This window comes from Labilithrix luteola (assembly GCF_001263205.1).
Taxonomy (GTDB): Bacteria; Myxococcota_A; Polyangia; order Polyangiales; family Polyangiaceae; genus Labilithrix; species Labilithrix luteola.
The window spans coordinates 1,923,378-1,941,567 of the sequence record NZ_CP012333.1 but is presented as its reverse complement, the minus strand read 5'-3'; the positions used below and the strand labels follow the sequence as shown (position 1 = coordinate 1,941,567).

Sequence of the window (18,190 nt, the reverse complement as noted above, 5' to 3'; positions counted from 1 at the left end):
CTGTGCGCGCAAGCTCGAGCTCGCGGCACCGTGATTGCAGCGGCCATTTCCCACTTCGGGAAACGCCATGGTCGTCCGCTCTCACGCCGCACGCTCGATGTTCCTTCCGATCGCCATCGCGCTTGCGGCGTGCAATGGGCAGGTGGAAGACGATGCGTCCGGCGAGCTCACCAGCGCCACGTCGGGCGAGTTTCGAACCGAATCGTACGGAACGCTGGAAGTCGTGGCCGACGGCGACGACGTGCGAGGGCACGTATTTCGGCAAGTCGGTGAGCTCGGCGACGGCGGCGTGAAGTGTGAATTCACGTTCTCCGGTCGCGTCGAGCGAGACTCGAACGGAGTTGCCTATTCGAGTTTCACGGCGGCGGATGGTTGGGAGACGACCTCCGGAGTCGTGACGATGACACGTGGTGGTCCGTCCGATTCGGACCGCGCCGTCACGCTTCGTCTCGACTACGCACCGAAGTCATGCGGCCGCGTTTTCGCCGCCGAGTTCGTAGCTGGATATACGTTCCAACGCGCTCGCGCCGCACGTGATCCGAAGATCCTCGGCTTTGCTCCGGTGAAGGCGGGTCTCGCCTATTTCTCCGATACTGTCGCCGGAACACGAAACAAGGCGTACGTCGTCCAAGGCGATATCGTCGACGTTCTCTCTCCGGATCAATCCGGCTACGTGCGCGTGCGCCATACGGCGGCGAACGGCATTTCCACGACAGGGTACCTCGTGCTCTCCGACCTCGTGTTGGGAGCGAACGACGCTCGCTGAGCGAGTTTCAGGTGGGCAGCAGGAGCGCCACGAAGAGCGCGAGTAGCGCGCTCGTGAAGGCTGCGGATTCGACGACGTCGCTGCGCGCGCTCCGCGTGACGCGTTCCCACATCGCCACCACCACGCAGAGCGGTAGTGTGAGCAGCGGGAGCAAGATCAGCAGGTTGCCGATCAACGGAACGTGATTCGTGAGCCAGAGCACCATCGCCGCGCTCTCGGCGACGATGCACGCGATTATCGTTCCGGAGATCGGCACGCGAGCTCCCACGAGACGGGCCACCCACGCGATCATGAGGGTCACCGAGACGATGCCGGCCACGACGGCAACGTCTGCGCCTTGCGTGGGCAAGAGAAACCAGAGTGTCCGGTACGAGCCGAGGCTCAGCGCCAACCAGAGCAGTGTCACACTCGCGAAGACGTGAAGGCCGCGAGGTCCGGGTCTTCGTCGAAGCTCGCGCGCGCCGAGGAGCCCCAAGAGCATCATCGCCCCGAAGCTCGCCCACGAAAGAGCGATCCGAATCGTGATGGCGCCTCCCGAGGAATGCGTTCCCGGAAGGAGGCGATCGACGGCCGTCTCCACGACCGATGGCGTCCACGGCTCGAGCACGTGGGAGAGGACGTAGAAGCGGTCACTCAGGCCCAGGCTCCGATGGACCGAGCCCCAGACGATTCGGCTCTCGCCACACGGCACCGGATTTCCGATGGCGATGGACGCGCCGCACGGGAAGGCCGCGCCGGCGCCGAGATACGCCCCCATCGAGTGTCCGACGAAACGAACGTCGTCGTAGGCGCCGAGCCCGCGGTCGACGCGCAACGCTCGTCGCATGGCCCCGACCGGATCGTGCGGAGGAAGTGCGCTCGACGTGCCGTGTCCGAGCACGTCGACGACCACACAATCGGCGCCTCGTGCGCGAACCTCCCAACAGAGACTCAGCAGGCTCTCTTTCGTCGCCAGGCCTCCGTGCGCGGCGACGACGAGCGTTCGCGCTGGCGCCTTCGCACGAAAAAGAAGGCCTCGCGTGGTATGGCCGTCTCGCTCGATGACGACGCTCTCGCCGAGGCCACCGCCAAGGGCGGCGAGGAGGCTCCGCAGCAGGAGCCACGCCACGGCGACGACGACCATCGCGCGTACATTCGAAGACCCTCGGTTCGCCACCTTCGAAACGTTGGACCGAACCGACCGAATGTCGCGCCGCTCGACGCGGGAAACGGACCGTTCGCGGTCGACCTTCGACCGGGCTCACGCGGCCCGTTCAGCGCCCGATCAGCCCGGACTATCTCTCGATGCACCTCGTCCACGTGTCGGCAGGAAGGTGCGTGGCGTCGACGTAGACGCGCGTGACGCGATGGCAATGGAGCGTGGGAGCCGTTTGCGGCGAACCTTGGGACGCCGCGAGGAGGACGACGGCGAGCCAACTGGCAACGACGCCCCCGGCGATGACCGCTGCGCGCCGCCTTCGACCACGGGCCTCGTTGGTCACGGCCTCGAGCTCGTTGGCCTGCTCGGTGAGCTCGTTCATGCGCTCGGCGTCGGGCGCGCGATAGGGCATATCTCTTGGACGGCCATCGCCCTCGTTTCTTTGCCCTGAACCGGCACGGCTCGACGATCGGAGCACCTCGCGAAGGCGCGACCAATCGAGCGCTCGTCGGTTCATAGGCCCACCGCCTCGAGCGAGCCGACGATGCGCGCCCAATGTGTGCCTCGCCAATAGAGCTTCGAACACGACGCACACGTCCAGAACCGATCGTAGGCCGCAAACGAGCGCGGAGGCGCGAGGTGCGCGACGTCGTCTTTCGGAGTTTCGCGAAGCTCGCCCCCGCAAGCCATGCAACGTGCCTCCCTCGCCGCGAGTCCGAGCTCTTTGAAGACGTGGGCCAGTTGGTCGACCGGGGGTGTGGCGCGCGGAACCCACACCGCGCGAACGGTGCCGCTCTTCACGACGTTGCGTTCGAAGATGCCGGCGTCCGACGTGAGCACGATGCGCGCTTCCTCGCCGGCTCGACGGACGAGCACGCCGTCGTCGATCCCGTGCACGAACGCAGCGTCGTAGCCTGCAGCGCGCAGCCAGCGCGACAATCCCCCGAGCATCGCGTCGCAAAAGAAGCGCGCCGCCATCTTCTTAGCGTGGCACGCGTCGGGCTCTCGTCAAATGGGACGAGCCCAACCGTTGTCGTTTCGTCTCAATGAGCCGAGAGCCAAGCCATGATGCCGACCGCCGCGGCAAGCACGACGAGGATGCCGATCAGGAACGTGCCGAACGAGCCCCACGCATGGCTGAGCGAGCGACCCTTCTTGCGGTCACAGTCGAGGCAGATGGCCCACGTCTTGGCTCCGCCCTCGGTGAGCGTGCAGCAATCGCCGCACACGGGGGCCTCACACGACGCGCACGGACCTGCGGCTTCGTTCGAGCAGAACGAGCATCGCAGAGGTCCGTCGTCACCCACGCGCTGGAGCTGACCCGTCACGCCTCATGTTGTACCCGCGGCGCAGGGAAACGTCAGGAGGCTCGTTCGTGATCAGCTTCGGACGAGCCGGAGCATCTGCTCGCGAAACGTCCTCGAAGGAGGGGAGTCCCATGAAGAAGCACGAAATGAAGCTCGGGCTGTAGTCGCATCGAGCATGCGCCGCGCGAAGGCTTCCGGCTTCGGCTGGTGGCCTTCGCGCGCCGTCGCACTCCATACGGGCGCGGCCTTCTGATACGAGAGCCAGGTGTTCCCGCCCATCGAACCGTTCGCCTTCGGACATCTGCAGACGAGCGACGGAAACGAGATCTACTGGGAGGCCTCGGGCAATCCGAAGGGCAAGCCCGCTCTCTTCCTCCATGGCGGGCCGGGCTCGGGCAACATGGGCGGCTATCGACGCCGCTTCGATCCCGAGGCGTTCTTCGTCGTTTCGCTCGATCAGCGTGGCTGCGGACGGAGTCGGCCGCTCGCCGTCTCGTTCGGGGATACGCTCGGGGACGTGCGCGATGGGCTCGCGACGAACACCACCGCCACGCTCCTCGCCGACATCGAAGCGCTGCGCACGCATTTGGGAATCGAGTCGTGGCTCGTCACCGGCGTCTCGTGGGGAACCACGCTCGCGCTCGCCTACGCACGAACCCATCCCGCGTGCGTGCGAGGCCTCGTCATGACGGCGGTGACCACCACGAGCGAACGCGAGGTCGCGTGGATCACCGAGTCGATGGGCGAGCTCTTTCCGCGCGAGTGGAAGGCGTTCGAGGAGCAGTCGGGGCGGCGCCCAGGGCAACGCCTCGTCGACGCTTACTACGAGCGGATCACCGATCCGGATCCGGCCGTTCGTGAGCGTGCCGCGATCGCCTGGTGTGCGTGGGAAGACACGCACGTCTCTCTCGATCCGAACTTCGTGCGCGATCCGCGCTTCGACGATCCGACGTTTCGTGACGTCTTCGCCACGCTCGTCATCCACTACTGGAAGCATGCCGGCTTCGATGGCGGGCGTGCGCTCCTCGACGACGTCGCGCTCGTTCGCCACCTTCCCGTCACGCTCATTCATGGCCGGCTCGACGTGAGCTCACCGCTCTCGACGGCGTGGCGTCTGCACGAAGCGTGGCCAGGAAGCGAGCTCGTGATCGTGCCCGACGAGGGCCACGGCGGGCCGAAGATGATGGCCGAAACGGTACGTGCCATCGCCGCGTATGCCGTTTGACGAGCGAGCCTATTTGACTCGATGACGGTACGTCGGGACGCGACGTCTCCGACATCGCCGCCTCCGAGCCCTCATTCGCGGAGCCGGAGCACGCGGCCGGGAATGCAACCGCGAGCACGGAGGTTGCATCGATACCCGAACATGACGAACCGGCCGAAGCTCGCGGGGGAACAATCACAGCTGTTTTCTCGGAGCGCGGACCCAGACGCCTGTGCACGCGCGAGAGCTCGTCGCGTTGCAAGACGCCTCGTACCGGCGCTCGCCGCGTCGGCCTTGGCGTTTCTCGCATCGTCGTCGGCACGCGCCGACGGCGAACAGCATGACAGCGCGGCGTTCGACGCGAATCGCGGATTCCACCTCGGCCTGGGCCCGACCATCCTCACGCCGATGCGTGACGGCGGGCCTTATGGCGGCGGTCTCGCGCTCGATGGCCGCTACGGAATCGAGGCGGGGCCCACGGTGATCGCACCGGGGGGCCGTCTCGGCGGCTATTTCATCTCGAGCCGCTTCATTGGCTTGGCGATGCCCACGCTACGGATCACCTTGCCGGTCGGACCGCTGGCTCCGTTCGTCGTGGGCGGCATTGGTTACGGCGGCATCACGAATCCCGGAGAGAACGGTCTCGCGGTGCTTGGCGGCGGTGGTCTCATGATTCACTTCGGCCACATCTTCGCGATTGGCGCCGAAGCGACGTATCAGACGATCACGAATACCGAGTTCAAGTCGATCGCCATCGGTCCGGCGATCTCGTTCGGCGGCTGATTCGCGCCGGCACTACAGCGCAACTCAGTTGCGCTGATTGAACAGTCAAACGGAGTTCGCGACAGACTTGCGCAAAGGACCGTGGATTTCGGGGCCCTCGCCCATCGTGGGCCCCGAAATCCACGGTCCACGCAAGTGGTCGCCGCAGTAGTGACGCGTTAGTGAACCGGCGGCAAGGCCGTCTGGACGAGCTTTCGTTGGGCCATGCCGCCCGGGTAGGCGTAGCTTGCCCACGGCGCCCAACCCCACAGTGTGGCTGTGAACGGCCCGTCACTGTGCATGCGTTGCAATCCGTTCTTGCAGACCTTGTCCCCGCGCTCTCCAAAGGCCTGACCGGGGCCGGCCTTGCGGGCGAGGTCGACGCGCGTCCACTCGTATTCGCCGCGCGAGCCGACGGGCTTGAAGTCCGGCAGATCTCCGCCCGCGCATTCGAGCCAGACCGGTTTGAACTCGCCGCGCGACTTCGCTCGAATGATGACGAGCGACGTCTCGTCGTACGTCGGGTCGGCAAAGAAGCTGTACGTATTCAAGTACTGACCGGCCGGAATCACGTTCACGAACTCGGGATCGCCGGTGCCGAAGAATTGGTTGCCGAGAACGTCCTCGCCGACCATCACATGCCCGCCGCCGGACATGTACGCGGCGAGATAGATCGGATGATCGACGTCCTGCGTGCGTACCGTGAACGCGTTGCCCGTGGCGGACCAGAATGTGACGACCTCGCCGGCCGACAAGGTCAACGGCGCACCCGGGGGAGGCGCCGGATCGTAATCGAGCTTCGTCTCGTCGCGCGCTGCGACGATGCGATAGGGCATGAGTTCGTTCTCGTCACCGGCGCGCGGCCGGTAGCCGACGCCGACGTATTCAGAGCCCCACTGCTCGAAGGATGGCAACTGCTGGAGGGCATAGTCGCACGCTTGTCGGGTGGATGGAATGTACATGCATTCGTGGCCACCGAACACGCTGGTCGGCTTGTTCGACGTGACGACGCTTCCGGAGAGCTCTTCGGCCTGGTCGATCTGCAGGAGCTGGCCCTTGTTCAACTTGTATGTGGTCGGAATTTGCGCGGCGGCTCCCACGAATCCGGAGCCATCCTGGATGTCATGCGTCGGGCGAATGCTCACTTCGGTGTCGTCTTCGGCCGCGACGATCTGCGTCGAAGGCCCTCGACCATCGACCATGATCTGAAGGGAGATCGGTCCCCACGCGTTCATGATCACATGCTGCGTTCCCCACGTCGCGACGGGCAGGAGGAGCGTTGCCGATGGCGCAAAGCTCGGCGCGCCGCCGTACGGGTAAATGGCAGCCAGATTGACCGGTACGTTCGTCGTCAGATGAAAGGAATTGCCGAATCCGGAGAAGGGCGGGAGCGCGTCTTCGAAGGTTGCGGGCACCACGCCGTCGGGGCAGCGAGCGCCGCCGTCGCCCGACAGCTTGGCGTCGGGCGGAGCGTCCGACACGAAGAGAATGACGCTCTCACCGGGAGCAATGGGGCCCGTGTGCGGGATGAGCGTCGCGTCGCCGGGCTTCGTCTCGTACATCGACCGCGAGACGTCGATCGCCTTACCTTGGAGCTCGAGCGAGACGTCGACCGCGACCGCCGACGTGTTCACGACGTAGGCCGCGTAGCAGGCTTGATCGAATTGCTTCGTGAAGCGAGGTGGCTGGAGGTAGAACTCACAACCATTCGAGCTTCGATCGGCCTTGGCGGCGGCGCACGGCTCCTGGCATAGGCCCGCACCGCACGCCTGGTCGGGCGGACACGTCTGCACCACCTCCCCGGAGCATGCGCGGATCACGGAGCGGCCGTCGAGCGAGCACTGCAAGGGGCAATCGCCCGCGTCGACCGATGCGTCGTTGCCGAAGCCGGTTCCGGCCGAGTCGTCGAAGGCGTTCGAATCGTTCTTGCTGCACGCGGCAGCGAGGACCACGCAAAAGGCGAATCCGGCGAGAGCGGACGAACGAATCATGGCAGCACCACTTCTTGCGGGACCAGGCTCGGTTTTCGCAGAGTCCCTGCACCGAGCTGTCCGAAACCATCGTCGCCCCAGCACATCACCTTGCCCGAGAGCAAAAGAGCGCACGTCGTCTTCGACGTCGTCTTCACCTGCGCCGCGGGCTCGGGCAACGCGACCTTCACGGCGGAAGTTGCGTAGTTCTTCGTTCCATCCCCCACTTGTCCGTTGGCGTTGTCGCCCCAGCAGTAGACGTTGCCTTTGTCGCTCACCGCGCAGCCGCGGCGAGGGTCGACGTTGCTCGTGCTCGTCGCCGTGGCGATCTGGACCACGGGTTCGGGGGTGGGAACGGGCTCGGGCAAGGCGCGGCCGAGCGGTAGCGCCGATCCCGTGTACGGATTGCCGGGGGGCGTTCCCCAGCAATAGGCGATCCCCTCCGCGACGGCGCAGGCGTTATCGCCCTGCACGTCGACGTCCTTGACGCTCGAGAGCGCGATGGGCTTGGGCTTCGGATCGGGGAAGAGCGACGAGATCCGTCCGAGCGGAGGATTGGCTCCCCAGCTCGTCAGCGTTTCGTCCTCGCGGAGCGCGAAGGCCGCATGACCCATGGCGAGCGCACGAATCGGTGCACCGTTCGGCATGGCGATCGTTCGTGGTGGTTGTGGCGCGTGGAGGTCGTCACCAAACGCGGGTTGGCCGAGCATCCCGTAGAGGTTGGAGCCCCAGCACAAAAGGCCCACCTGTGTCACTGCGCAGCCTACGCCGTGGTCGTAGAACGATTCGATCATGACCTTCGTTGCCGGCGGCAGCGGAAGCTTCACGGGCGTCTTCTCGGTCGTCACCGGTTGCGTCTCGTCACGCAAGAACGCGCCCGTTCCCCAGCACCACGTGTCGCCGTTCCTGTCGACGGCGCACGTGTGATTGAGATCGACGACGTTCGACACGCCGACGACGCGCGTGGGCGTTCCGTCGCCGTAGTTGTTCGTCTCGTCGCCGCGGCCGAGTTGGCCTTTCGTGTTCTCGCCCCAGCACAAGACGGTGTCGTCGTGATAATGCGCGCAGAATCCCTCGCCGTAGCCCACCGTGACGAGCGACGTGACGCACTTGTCCTCGCCGCACGTCACTGCCGTCGGTCCAGCGTCCGAGCGCCCTGCATCGACATGTGCCGGCGCCGAGGTGTCGGCGACGTCACCGCTGACGCCAGCGTCGGACGAGGTCGCGCCGGCATCGAGAGGCGCGTCCGCCGCGGTCGGGTCGGACTCGCTCGCGCAGCTCGCCGCAGCTCCCACGGTCGTCCCGAGGGAGAGGAGTAGAAGCGCCCGGGATAGGCGCCGATCAGGGCGTTGATTTGTGAAACGCACGATTCAATCCCACGGCCCAGAGGTTGGATGGAGAGGTCCCGCGAATTCGATTCAGGGGTTGGGCGTTCGGCGCCCCATTGAGGACGAGCGTCGAATATTCGTAAGTGCCGGCATCGCTCCAGACCTGCGTGCCGTGCATGACTGCGCCGCTGCTGCCATTGACACGGCTGACGAGGAGCCAAAAATCGGATTCGCCGTTTGCCCAGACCCCCTTCAACGTCGTGACGTAATCAGGATATGGGGAGGCATACGCCACGTCCCAGCCGCCGCCCGCGCGCGGCTCGATCCGAGTCATTTCGTTGATCTGACTCGTATCGGTGGTATTTTGCACGCCGACGAAGCGATTCGTGCCGAGCGCTTGGATGTCCACGAACGATCCGTCGATTCGTGGATATCCGGGCCTGTCCGCGCAGGTGTTGCTTGCTTCGTCGAAGAGGCCGTCGACGACGCGCTCGTAGCCGGAGGCCGTCTTGTGGATGACCAGGGCGCAGCTGCCCCATAGTCCGTGATACCCCGAGATCCAGACATCATCCGGTCCGCTGCCGCTGATGGCGTTGATGACGAAGGGACCGGCCGCGGTGTCTTCGGTCCACTCGGCCGTGAACGAGGCCGGGTCCCCTGCGCCGCCGTCGCCGCCGAAGGGAGCCGTCGAATGCCTCACGACTCCGCAGCCCAGAACGTAGATGTCGTTCGGGCTCGTTCCCCACACGCGACCCGTTGCATCGAGCTGCTCGCAATCGAACTTCAGGGAAGTCCACGTCCAATCCTTGGCCGGAGGGACGGGCCGCACGCCTCGGAAGAGGAGCGTGCCAAAGGTGCCTCCGCCGCCGAAGGGAGTGACGTCGGCCATCGTCACGTAGAGCTCGTTTTCGTTCGGAGCCCACAGATTCATCGGGAACGTGCGTCCCGCGTTCAGGTCGCCCTCATCGATGTAGCGCCACGGCCCGTCGGGCGTGGCGTTGTCGAACTCGACGGCGCGATTGCTCCCGGACTCGTCCGACACGAGCGCGAAGGCACGGTTTCCGATCGGCCAAATGTCGTTGAACTGGAGCTGGCTGTCCGGGAGATCCGTCAGACACCAGCCTGCCTCGCTGCAGCGTGGGGGTGACGCGGCTTCGAAGTGCGCATCGGTCGCGGCCTCGCTCGCCGAACCACCGTCACCCTGGATCGTCGAGCTGCCATCTCCGTTGTCCGACGCGGGAGGATCCTTCCCCTCGTCACCGGACGCTGCACAGGCCGCGGCGCCGGCGAGTGCAAAGGCGGCCACGGTTGCGAAAGAGAAGCGGACGAGCTGAGCCTTCATGGCTTTCCTCCGTAGGAGAGAAGAACGCCTTCACCACCGATCAAGACGTGGCCAGGGGAAGGTGCCCACACTGCGAACAGCGTCGGCGTGCGACCCGCGAGGCCTGTCACTCGAACCCTCGACCAGTGCTGTCCGTCGTAGTGGAGAACAGTGGCGTTCGCTCCGACGGCCCAGACGTCCGTTGCCGACGTGCCCGACACGGCAAAGAGGTCGTCGGTGGTCGGGACGTCCGTGACGACGTCCCATGCGTCAGGAGCGCCCGCGCAGTGCCGAATCACACCATTACCCCCGACGGCCCAAATATCGGATTTCGATGCCGCCCAAACGCCGTTCAACCCAGCCCAGGTCTGGCTGTCGACGGGGGTGATGGTCGGCGCATCGCTCTGCGCGTCTTCGATGTGGACCAAGGCGCCCGTGACGCCGACGGCCCAGAGGTCGTCGGCCGAAGCGCCGTGGATGCTCGTCATTTGTCGGCACGGCGAGACCGAGCAGACGCCAGGAGTGAAAGCATTGGCGACTTGGAGCGCGTTCGTGGTCGGATCCACGCGAACGCGCCAGAGCCCGTTGATGTTCGGATCGACCGAGGGCGAGATCGGGAATTCCATGGTCGTGAGCCACGCCCACTCGGCACTTGAGGCGGCCCAAATGGACGAGACCATTGCCGTGGACCCGAACGCTTCGCCCGGGGCGTCGGTGACGTCGAATTCGCGCCACCCGCCGGGCGACGGCGTCGGCGCGCCAGCACCGGCGTCGACGTCGGTCGCGCCGTGCGTGAAGACCGAGAGAAGCGAGGCGATGGCGGCTTCTCCGGAGTCACGCAGCCAGATGGCGTAGAAGGACTTCTGGGTCGCGGCGTCCGAACGCGTCCACGACGTGCCGTCGAAGTGGACGATCGCTCCGCGCGCACCCACGGCCCACACGTCGCTGGGCGAGCGGCCGTGAATCGCGTTGATGCGGGTTCGGAGATCGAGCGGTCCGCCCGGCGTGCTCGGGTCGTAGGGCCCGCCCGGACAGAGTGTGTCCGGAAGGCAGGGGGCAGAGGCGGCGTCGTCCAAGCCCGAGTCGGTCGCAGCATCGACCTGGGCGTCCCGATCGGCGACGATCGTGCCGGCGTCATCGCCTCCGGCCGACGTCTGCTCGTCTGCAGCGCAAGCCGCCAGGACACCCGTCGCGGTGAGCGCGGTCAGTGCCGCGAGGCCGAGGAGTGCGTGCCTGTTCATCGCGTCGGTCCTCCTCCTCCGTCGCACGCTTCGACCGCGCACCGGCCGAGGATGCAGGGCTGGCCCATGACTAGATCGCAGCTCGCTCCGCAGGCTCCGCAGTTGTGTGGATCGGCGGTCAAGCGGACTTCGCAGCCGTCTTTGGGATCACCGTTGCAATCGCCCCAACCGTCCGAGCAGGCGAACTTGCACGAACCAAAACTGCAAATGCCGAGGCCATTCTGATTTGCCGCCGCATACGTACAATCCATGCCGCAGCCGCCGCAATTCTTGGGATCGAGCCCGAGGTCGACGCAGTTGTTTCCGCAAAGCGTCAGTCCGGGGGGGCACATGCAGGTGAGCTCGTGCTTGTAGTTCTCGCGACAGGACTGACCTGGATCGCAAGCATGCCCGCACGATCCGCAGTCCGTTTCGGACTTGAGCGACGTCTCACATCCGTTGGCCGATTTGCCGTCGCAATCACCCCAGCCGTTGACGCATTTGATATGTCCGCATTCGGCTTTGCCGCACCCGTAGTACGTATTGTCGGCGAGCGGGGTTCCGTCACCTTCGCGAGGGCATTGGACTCCGCAGGAAGCGCAATTCTGGTCGTCCGTTTGCGGATCGATGCACTCGCCATTGCAGAAGCTCTTCCCTGCCTCGCACCCGCAGGTGCCGTGACCCGTGTTCGAGTCGAAGATGCAGGGCTTGTCGGGATCGAGGCAGCGGTCTCCGCAGCCGTTGCAGTTCTCGTTCGAGCCGAGCGTTGCTTCGCAATCGTCGTCGAGAACGCCGTTGCAGTCCGCCGTGAAGACACCGTCGGTGCGGCACTTCATGACGCACGTGCCGGCGATGCAGTCGAACGTTGCTCCGCCGGAGCCTCCCTGGCATTGAAATCCGCACGAACCGCAGTTCTGCGAATCGGTCATCAGATTCACGTCGCACTGGAAGCGCGAGCCAGGGCAAGTCGTGAAAGGCGACGGGCAGCTTGACGTCGGGCAGTAGTCGACGAGCCCGGCATCGTGGTCGGTCGATCCTGTCGATGCGTCGTTCGCGAACGACGGCGTGCCGGCCTCGTCGGCAAGCAGATTGAGCGGATCGCGGTGCGAGCATCCTTCACTCGCGATCGTGACGGCAAAGGTCGTCGACGCCAGGGTGACGACCGCAGCAATGCGGCGATGCATCGGATCTCTCCTCACGGAAGAGGGCGGCTCGCGAGGAGCGAGCGAACGCGTGTGGCGTAGGGACTGTTCGGAGAAGAGGCGAGGAAGGCCTGCGCCCGCTCCTTGGCTTCGTCGCGCCGGCCTTCGGCAAGCAGCGACTCGATCTCGAGGACCTGAGCTTCCTTGGCGAGAAGCTTCTTCGGAAATGTGCGTCGATAGTCTTCGAGACCCGCGCGGGCGTCGTCCGTTCGACGCGCGGCAATCGCGCTACGGACGCGCTCGAGCGCGCGGGCTTCGGCGAGCAGATCGTCGGCGTCGTTCGACGCGTTCGGAACGATGGGAGCTGCCTTCGCCGGCTCGTTCGCGCGTGCAGCGGGAGCGTCCGGCAAGGCGGAGGCGGAGATCGTGGTGGGGCCTTCTTCGGCAGGCGAAGGCGAAGACTCGTCGTTCACGACCGGCGCGGCCGGAGCGACGCTGACCGTGTCGACGCTCGCGACGGGGGCCGGAGCGTTGCGATGGATGATGGTCGCGCCACCGACGAGCAGCGATGCGACGGCGGCAAACAGGCCCCACTTGGCGACCGAGAACCCGCGTGACGGAGCCATGGCGGTCGTTCGTTCGGTCGCAGCCGCGAAGACGCGCGCGAGCTCCTCGGCGCGTGCTTCGTCGAGACCGTCTTTCGTGGCGGAACGCAGAAGCTTGCGAGCGAGCGGCTGGCTGCCGTCGTCGTCGAGATATCGGCGGGGATCACTCATGGCTCACGGCCTTCACGGTCGGTGCGCGCCTGCATCGCGCGTACGTGTTGTTCGAAGTGTTCGCGCGCGCGACGGAGCCGGGAGCTCACGGTGCCTTGCGGTACGCCGAGGAGCGACGCGATCTCGGCCGTCGTCATCTCCTCGAGCTCGTAGAGTGTGAAGACTGCACGCATCTCGACCGTCATCGTTTCGAGAACGGCATCGAGCGCAGCACGTGCTTCGCGCTGGTCCACGAGCTCCTCGACCGAGGGCGCGGTGTCGAAGCCGGGATGCTCTTCGTCGACCGGGGCGTCGACCCTGCGGACCTGTGCGCGCTTGCCCACGCGGCGGGCGTTGGAGGCGACGCGCATCGCCGTTCCGTAGAGAAACGAACGCTCGGCGCCGCGGGCGATCGTTTCGAGCTTGCGCGAGGCGATGACGAAGACTTCCTGGACCGTATCGTCCACGTCGCTGTCGGGCACGCCGAGGCGACGAAGCGACCGCGCGATGAACTGGACGTGCTCCCGAAAGAGCGCGCCGAGCTCAGCCGTGGTCACGGTTCGAGGCGTCTGCGAGGTGGCGACCTCGAGATCGAGCTCGTTCAGGTTCGACAAGGCCGCCATCCATCTCGAGCGATGTACGTACCCCCTCCGTTTCATCACTGCGACGCGAACTTTTCCGCGCCGTCCTGGAATCCATGGTCCAGCTGCGCGGCGCTCGTGTGGGAGAGGACGCCGCGAGTTTCAGAAGAGTCGCAAATTCAGGGTGGCCGAAACGCGCGCCCCCACCGAATCGACCGTCGCCACCGTGGGGCCGGGGCGCAGGAACACCTGCTCGCGCTCGAAGGGAACGACGAACCCCGCGTCGGCCGACACGTCGAGACGACCAGGCAGGAGAGGCAGGCCGATTCGAACGAGAGGACCGGCCGCGAACCACGGGCGATTCGTGTCGTTCGGAAGCACGAGCGCATAGGGCCGAACGAGGAGCGCCCCGCCCTCGAATGCGCCGCAGAGACGGAGGCTCGGGGCGACCTCCGTTCCGAGCCGCACGTGGATCGCACACGCGGAAAGAACGAGGGCACGCAGGCCGAACGTGAACGAACCGGAGGGGGCTTGCTGCCCATCGCTGTTCGCCCAGACGAGGCCGAGGCGCGCGCTCGGCGAGAGGCCCCGTCTCGTGGAGGAGAGATCGGCGACCGGATACACCGAGACCATCCCGCCATCGGCGATGCCCGTCGCGACGTACGCACCCGAACCCACCGTGAGGTGCCAGACAGGCTTCGGGGCAGGGGGCGGACGACTCGGCGCTCGGCGTTCGCGAGGGGGCGGGAGAGCCGCGATGGGGGGCGACTCTTCGAGCGGCGGCACGGGCTCTTCGGCAGGGGGAGGGGGCTCCGGAGCAGGAGGCACCAGTGAGGCGCTCGGATCGATCGCGATGGCGGTGAAGAGAACGAATGCCTCGACGAGATCTTCGCACCGGCCGCTCGTGACCTCGCGCGTCGCGCGCTCACCGCTCTCTTCGACCACGAGCCGACCCGCGAAGCCTGCCCCCGTGCGTCGAACGTCGACGACGAAGCGTCGCCCGTGCGGGACCTCTTTCGCGAATCGCGCCTTGGGCGTCCTCGACGCGACCGCAGACGTGAATGCCTTCTCGTCGGGACAGCCCTTGGGGACCCGATAGGCGAGCGCGACCGTTTCGGGCTCGTCCGCTCTCGTCGTCGTCGCGGTCAGCGCGAGAGCGAGAGAAAGTGCGATCGCGACGAGCCCACCGAAACGCACGGGCCGATCACGTTACCACGCACAGGCCTTCTCGCCTCGCACGGCGCCTCGGCGTGATGCACGCCCGGATCGGGCGTTCGGGCGGCATGGCGCGCACGACGGATGCGGCGCTTGCTGTCGTGAGCGCGGTGTCCGAGCGTGTAGGTCGCAAAAAAACGTGCCGGGTGATGGACCGTTTCGACGGCTGGCCCGTATCGAGCCTCCATGACGCTCGCCAGCTGGTTTCGAAGCCCCAGCCTTCGTCGTGGGATTGCGCTTTCGTCGATCGTCTTGGCGACGGGAGGCCTGGTTCTACACAAGGCTTCGGCGCACCCGGGGAGTATGGGGAGCACCGGCGTCGTGCAGGCTCTCGTGGCAGGCACGAATTCAGCCTCGTTCTCGGGACCTGGCGCCCATGGGCTGGTCTCGCTCAGTCATTCGCATGTCCTCCGCGGAACGAGCACGCCCATGTTCGCGGAAGTTCGGATGATCGCAGATGCGGACGAGGAGCGAGGCCGAGCGCGCGCGCCGATCTCGCTCGCCGTGGTTCTCGATACGTCCGGTTCGATGAGCGGCGAGAAGATCGAAGAGGCCAAGCGTTCGGTCCTCCGTCTGCTCTCCGAGATGCGTGACGACGACCAGATCGCGCTCGTGCGCTATTCCGATTCGGCCGAGATCGTCCAGCGGCTCGCCTCGGTGAAGGAGGTGCGCGGTTCGCTCTCCTCGCGCATTCGTGAGCTGACGGCCAACGGCGGTACGAACATCCCGAGTGGGCTCTCCGAAGGTCTCGAGGCGCTCGGTCGGCCCGATCGCGAGCGCGTTCGACGTGTCATTCTCGTCAGTGACGGGCTCGACAGCACGCGCGCGCAGGCCGAGGAGCTGGCTCGAAATGCCTTTCGCAACGGAGTCACGGTGTCGTCGCTCGGCATCGGGGTCGACTTCGACGAAAGCTACATGGGCGCCGTTTCGCAGAACGGCCACGGCAACTTTGCCTTCGTGAAAGATGGCGCGTCGCTGGCAAGCTTCCTTACGCGCGAGCTCGTCGAAACGGCGTCGACCACGATCGAAAACGCGAAGGTGAAGCTGACCCTGCCTTCCGGCGTGAAATTCGTTTCTGCCACGGGTGCCGACGCCAACGTGTCGGGACGTGACGTCGAGCTCTCGCTCGGTTCCCTGTTCGCCGGTGACGATCGCCGCGTGATCGTCGAGCTCGCGTCCGATGGCTCTGACTCCGGGCGCATGGAGATCGAGACGAACGCTCGCTGGGATCGCGTGGGCGGCAAGGAAGTCTCCGTCGACGCACCGCGCATCGGTTTGCTCGCCACCGCCGATCCATCCGAAGTCGAGCGAGGTCGAGACGGCACCGTCATGGCGAGCGCCACGAGCGTCATGGCCTCGCGCCGTCAGGTCGAAGCGGCGAAGGCGTATGCCGATGGGGACCTGTCGCGCGCGAATCTCCTCGTCGAGCAGAACGAGGCCGCACTCGGCGATGCGATGCGAGCTGCGCCCGCCCCGGCGGCAAGCGCACTGCAGGCGCAGCTCGACAGCTACCGAGACACGAAGAAGGGATTCTCGACGATTCGGCCGACGACCGCGCCCGGAAAGGCCGCTGCAAAGGCGGCGGCGGCCAAAGAGATGGGGAACTTCTCGCGAAAGGCCTGGTGAGTCGTGCGCAAGCTCGCGTTCCTCGTTGCTGCCGCGTCGCTCTTCGCCCTCGGTCCCGTGGCCGACCGATTCGGTCCTGTCGTCTCGTCGCTCGTCGTCGTATGGCTTGCCGTCGTGGCCGCGCTTTGTGCGAGCGGGCACGTCGCGGCGCTGGCCGTCGTGGGCGGTTCGGTCGGCGCTCTCGGAAGCGGTGTGCTCGCTTCGACGTCACCCGCCGTTGCCGGTGCGGTCGTCGTCGCGGCGGCCTTCGCGGAGCGAACCACGCGCGTGCGGTCACGAAATGCTCGTGCGATTCACGTTCTCCTCGGGCTCGTCACCGGCGCGATCGCCGGCTCGCTCGCTTCCTCGTTCGCCTCCGCGGCGACCTCCGTGTATGCCGTGTCGGTGGTCGTCTCCGCGGTGCTCGTTTCGCTTCCGCTCCTCGTCGAAGCCGACGACCCGCTTGCACACGCGCTCGAACGAACGGCGCTGGATATCTCCGGCGATGCTCGTTCGTCGCTTCTGGAAGGCGCCGAGCTTCGTCGAACGGCGGCCGAAATTCCGCTCGATCGTGATGCGGCTGCGAACGTGAAGACAACGTGGACGTCGCTCCTCGAGCTGGCCGAGGCACGCCTCCGTCTCGAACGGCGCCGCGTCATGCCGGCCGGACTTCGCGTGGCGGATGGGGAAGCTTCCGCCGATCCGGTGCTCGCGATGGTCGACCGTCGTATCGCCGATCAGGTCCGCGCACTCTCGCGGGCCTACGCGGCCGTCGACACGGCACACGCCGCCGCGAAGGGCCTCGACGACACCGCACAGAAGGCGGTCGAGTCGATGGGCGAGTCGCTCGACGAAGTCAGTCGCGCGATGGTCGAAGTTCGCGAAAATCAGGCGGGCTGATTCAGCCGACCCTTCTGCCGCTCAACGAGGAATCGGTCCCTTGATACGGAGCTGCGCGAGAAGGGCATCCGAAAGGACGAGCGCCGTTTCCTTCACCGGTGCGCCGGGATCGGAGACCACCATGCGCGCCACGATCGCGGGCGCCCTCTTGGCAGAGCCAGCGGGATCGTCGGGGGCGTGCGGAGCGCCGTAGGTCGGGTCGTCGTGCTCATTCGCCATGGCGAACCTCGCTACCCATAATAGTGCTCGTTGATCCACTGCGCCACTCCGACGGTCCCCTGCAAGAGCAGGCCCTGTGTGGTTTCGTCGAAGAATCCCGGCTCGGCGGCGTCGGCATAGACGACGGCTAGGATGTCGAGGCGTGGCCCTGGGATCGGGATGCTCATGAAAGCAAAACGATCCTGCCGAGTCCGCTGCGCTTGAGCTCGGGGGATTGCCATCTCGTGGACGAGGTACTCGACCCACGTTTCTTGGTCGACGGAGCGTGGTCGCTCGAAGACCAAAGGCCTGCGGTCGCGCACGGAGGCGCCGATGAGGCCCGCCGCGATCGGCAGGAGGCGTCCCGCGCCGCCATCACCGCTTCCGACGTAGTCGACGACTTGCTCGAGATCGGTGCCGACCACGCGGTGAATGGTGAGGCGTAGCCAACCGTCGGGCGGCGCGACCAAGCCTTTGTATCCGCAGATCGTGCGCTGGATGACGTGGAGGCAGCCGCGGAGATCGTCGGGCGCGTCCTTCTTGTCGTCGCGCGCATCTTTGTAAGCCGCTTGCAGGATTCGAAGAATCGCGGCCGACGGGCCTGCGACCGCGCCGAGCGCGTAGAGGCCGAGCAGAGCCACGTTCGGATCGCTCGCAAAGGCCTCCTTCACTACGGCCGTTGCGCCCGCGACGACCGCGAGGGCGAGCGCCGCGATCGACGGCCAGGTCTCGCGCGCATACCAAGGACGACGCTTCGCTCCAGGGATCCCCATCGACG

Annotated in this window: 19 protein-coding genes; 5 read left to right on the top strand and 14 right to left on the bottom strand. The window is 66.2% G+C overall.

Annotated features, from left to right (window positions below):
• The first annotated feature begins 67 nt into the window (after positions 1–67).
• Positions 68–766: a hypothetical protein gene (locus AKJ09_RS08790; RefSeq protein WP_146646742.1), complete on the top strand. Its 699-nt coding sequence runs from the start codon at positions 68–70 to the stop codon at positions 764–766.
• 7 nt (positions 767–773) lie between these two features.
• On the opposite strand, the gene AKJ09_RS08785 is transcribed toward AKJ09_RS08790, so the two are convergent.
• From AKJ09_RS08785 to AKJ09_RS08770, 4 genes are all read right to left on the bottom strand, one after another.
• Positions 774–1,889, bottom strand: coding sequence for an alpha/beta hydrolase (locus AKJ09_RS08785; RefSeq protein WP_146646741.1), 1,116 nt, complete (start codon positions 1,887–1,889; stop codon positions 774–776).
• Between the two features lie 151 nt (positions 1,890–2,040).
• Complete coding sequence (locus AKJ09_RS08780; RefSeq protein WP_146646740.1) at positions 2,041–2,316, bottom strand: hypothetical protein; 276 nt, start codon at positions 2,314–2,316, stop codon at positions 2,041–2,043.
• A gap of 101 nt (positions 2,317–2,417) precedes the next feature.
• On the bottom strand, positions 2,418–2,882 hold the full coding sequence (locus tag AKJ09_RS08775) for a Mut7-C RNAse domain-containing protein (RefSeq protein ID WP_146646739.1): 465 nt from the start codon (positions 2,880–2,882) through the stop codon (positions 2,418–2,420).
• A gap of 65 nt (positions 2,883–2,947) precedes the next feature.
• On the bottom strand, positions 2,948–3,232 hold the full coding sequence (locus AKJ09_RS08770; RefSeq protein ID WP_205633645.1) for a hypothetical protein: 285 nt from the start codon (positions 3,230–3,232) through the stop codon (positions 2,948–2,950).
• A 244-nt stretch (positions 3,233–3,476) separates the two neighbouring features.
• On the opposite strand from AKJ09_RS08770, the gene pip reads away from it, so the two are divergent.
• The gene (gene pip / locus AKJ09_RS08765) at positions 3,477–4,436 is read left to right on the top strand and encodes a prolyl aminopeptidase (RefSeq protein ID WP_146646738.1); all 960 of its coding nucleotides are present in this window, start codon (positions 3,477–3,479) and stop codon (positions 4,434–4,436) included.
• A 273-nt stretch (positions 4,437–4,709) separates the two neighbouring features.
• Positions 4,710–5,198 (top strand): hypothetical protein, encoded by a 489-nt coding sequence (locus AKJ09_RS08760; RefSeq protein ID WP_146646737.1) that lies wholly within the window; start codon positions 4,710–4,712, stop codon positions 5,196–5,198.
• Between the two features lie 158 nt (positions 5,199–5,356).
• Here AKJ09_RS08760 and AKJ09_RS08755 read toward each other — a convergent pair whose 3' ends face one another.
• The 8 genes from AKJ09_RS08755 to AKJ09_RS08720 all read right to left on the bottom strand — a co-directional run bounded on the left by AKJ09_RS08755 (position 5,357) and on the right by AKJ09_RS08720 (position 14,691).
• The gene (locus AKJ09_RS08755) at positions 5,357–7,168 is read right to left on the bottom strand and encodes an IgGFc-binding protein (RefSeq protein ID WP_146646736.1); all 1,812 of its coding nucleotides are present in this window, start codon (positions 7,166–7,168) and stop codon (positions 5,357–5,359) included.
• Positions 7,165–8,442, bottom strand: coding sequence for an RCC1 domain-containing protein (locus AKJ09_RS08750; RefSeq protein WP_146646735.1), 1,278 nt, complete (start codon positions 8,440–8,442; stop codon positions 7,165–7,167). The genes AKJ09_RS08755 and AKJ09_RS08750 overlap by 4 nt, the downstream gene beginning before the upstream one ends.
• Before the next feature lie 46 nt (positions 8,443–8,488).
• A complete protein-coding gene (locus AKJ09_RS08745; RefSeq protein WP_146646734.1) occupies positions 8,489–9,817 on the bottom strand; it encodes a hypothetical protein in 1,329 nt (442 codons plus the stop codon).
• On the bottom strand, positions 9,814–11,037 hold the full coding sequence (locus tag AKJ09_RS08740) for a beta propeller repeat protein (protein ID WP_146646733.1): 1,224 nt from the start codon (positions 11,035–11,037) through the stop codon (positions 9,814–9,816). The genes AKJ09_RS08745 and AKJ09_RS08740 overlap by 4 nt, the downstream gene beginning before the upstream one ends.
• Positions 11,034–12,200 carry a hypothetical protein gene (locus AKJ09_RS08735; protein WP_146646732.1) on the bottom strand — a complete coding sequence of 389 codons (1,167 nt, stop codon included), beginning with the start codon at positions 12,198–12,200 and terminating at the stop codon, positions 11,034–11,036. Before AKJ09_RS08735 ends, AKJ09_RS08740 begins: the two co-directional genes overlap by 4 nt.
• A gap of 11 nt (positions 12,201–12,211) precedes the next feature.
• Positions 12,212–12,934, bottom strand: coding sequence for a tetratricopeptide repeat protein (locus AKJ09_RS08730; protein ID WP_146646731.1), 723 nt, complete (start codon positions 12,932–12,934; stop codon positions 12,212–12,214).
• On the bottom strand, positions 12,931–13,527 hold the full coding sequence (locus tag AKJ09_RS08725) for an RNA polymerase sigma factor (RefSeq protein ID WP_169927393.1): 597 nt from the start codon (positions 13,525–13,527) through the stop codon (positions 12,931–12,933). Before AKJ09_RS08725 ends, AKJ09_RS08730 begins: the two co-directional genes overlap by 4 nt.
• A gap of 129 nt (positions 13,528–13,656) precedes the next feature.
• Positions 13,657–14,691, bottom strand: coding sequence for a hypothetical protein (locus AKJ09_RS08720; RefSeq protein WP_146646729.1), 1,035 nt, complete (start codon positions 14,689–14,691; stop codon positions 13,657–13,659).
• 447 nt (positions 14,692–15,138) lie between these two features.
• On the opposite strand from AKJ09_RS08720, the gene AKJ09_RS08715 reads away from it, so the two are divergent.
• Positions 15,139–16,335, top strand: coding sequence for a vWA domain-containing protein (locus AKJ09_RS08715; protein ID WP_169927392.1), 1,197 nt, complete (start codon positions 15,139–15,141; stop codon positions 16,333–16,335).
• Positions 16,336–16,338: 3 nt separating this feature from the next.
• Positions 16,339–17,214: a hypothetical protein gene (locus AKJ09_RS08710; protein WP_146646727.1), complete on the top strand. Its 876-nt coding sequence runs from the start codon at positions 16,339–16,341 to the stop codon at positions 17,212–17,214.
• A gap of 21 nt (positions 17,215–17,235) precedes the next feature.
• Here AKJ09_RS08710 and AKJ09_RS08705 read toward each other — a convergent pair whose 3' ends face one another.
• Both AKJ09_RS08705 and AKJ09_RS08700 read right to left on the bottom strand, forming a co-directional pair.
• Positions 17,236–17,433: a hypothetical protein gene (locus AKJ09_RS08705; RefSeq protein ID WP_146646726.1), complete on the bottom strand. Its 198-nt coding sequence runs from the start codon at positions 17,431–17,433 to the stop codon at positions 17,236–17,238.
• Positions 17,434–17,444: 11 nt separating this feature from the next.
• Positions 17,445–18,185 (bottom strand): hypothetical protein, encoded by a 741-nt coding sequence (locus AKJ09_RS08700; RefSeq protein ID WP_146646725.1) that lies wholly within the window; start codon positions 18,183–18,185, stop codon positions 17,445–17,447.
• Positions 18,186–18,190 lie beyond the last annotated feature (5 nt).

Bases quoted from the DNA above. Each gene is read 5' to 3' on its own strand.
- AKJ09_RS08790 (WP_146646742.1), top strand. From the start codon at position 68: ATGGTCGTCCGCTCTCACGCCGCACGCTCGATGTTCCTTCCGATCGCC.
- AKJ09_RS08785 (WP_146646741.1), bottom strand. From the start codon at position 1,889: ATGGTCGTCGTCGCCGTGGCGTGGCTCCTGCTGCGGAGCCTCCTCGCC.
- AKJ09_RS08780 (WP_146646740.1), bottom strand. From the start codon at position 2,316: ATGCCCTATCGCGCGCCCGACGCCGAGCGCATGAACGAGCTCACCGAG.
- AKJ09_RS08775 (WP_146646739.1), bottom strand. From the start codon at position 2,882: ATGGCGGCGCGCTTCTTTTGCGACGCGATGCTCGGGGGATTGTCGCGC.
- AKJ09_RS08755 (WP_146646736.1), bottom strand. From the start codon at position 7,168: ATGATTCGTTCGTCCGCTCTCGCCGGATTCGCCTTTTGCGTGGTCCTC.
- AKJ09_RS08745 (WP_146646734.1), bottom strand. From the start codon at position 9,817: ATGAAGGCTCAGCTCGTCCGCTTCTCTTTCGCAACCGTGGCCGCCTTT.
- AKJ09_RS08740 (WP_146646733.1), bottom strand. From the start codon at position 11,037: ATGAACAGGCACGCACTCCTCGGCCTCGCGGCACTGACCGCGCTCACC.
- AKJ09_RS08735 (WP_146646732.1), bottom strand. From the start codon at position 12,200: ATGCATCGCCGCATTGCTGCGGTCGTCACCCTGGCGTCGACGACCTTT.
- AKJ09_RS08730 (WP_146646731.1), bottom strand. From the start codon at position 12,934: ATGAGTGATCCCCGCCGATATCTCGACGACGACGGCAGCCAGCCGCTC.
- AKJ09_RS08715 (WP_169927392.1), top strand. From the start codon at position 15,139: ATGTTCGCGGAAGTTCGGATGATCGCAGATGCGGACGAGGAGCGAGGC.
- AKJ09_RS08705 (WP_146646726.1), bottom strand. From the start codon at position 17,433: ATGGCGAATGAGCACGACGACCCGACCTACGGCGCTCCGCACGCCCCC.
- AKJ09_RS08700 (WP_146646725.1), bottom strand. From the start codon at position 18,185: ATGGGGATCCCTGGAGCGAAGCGTCGTCCTTGGTATGCGCGCGAGACC.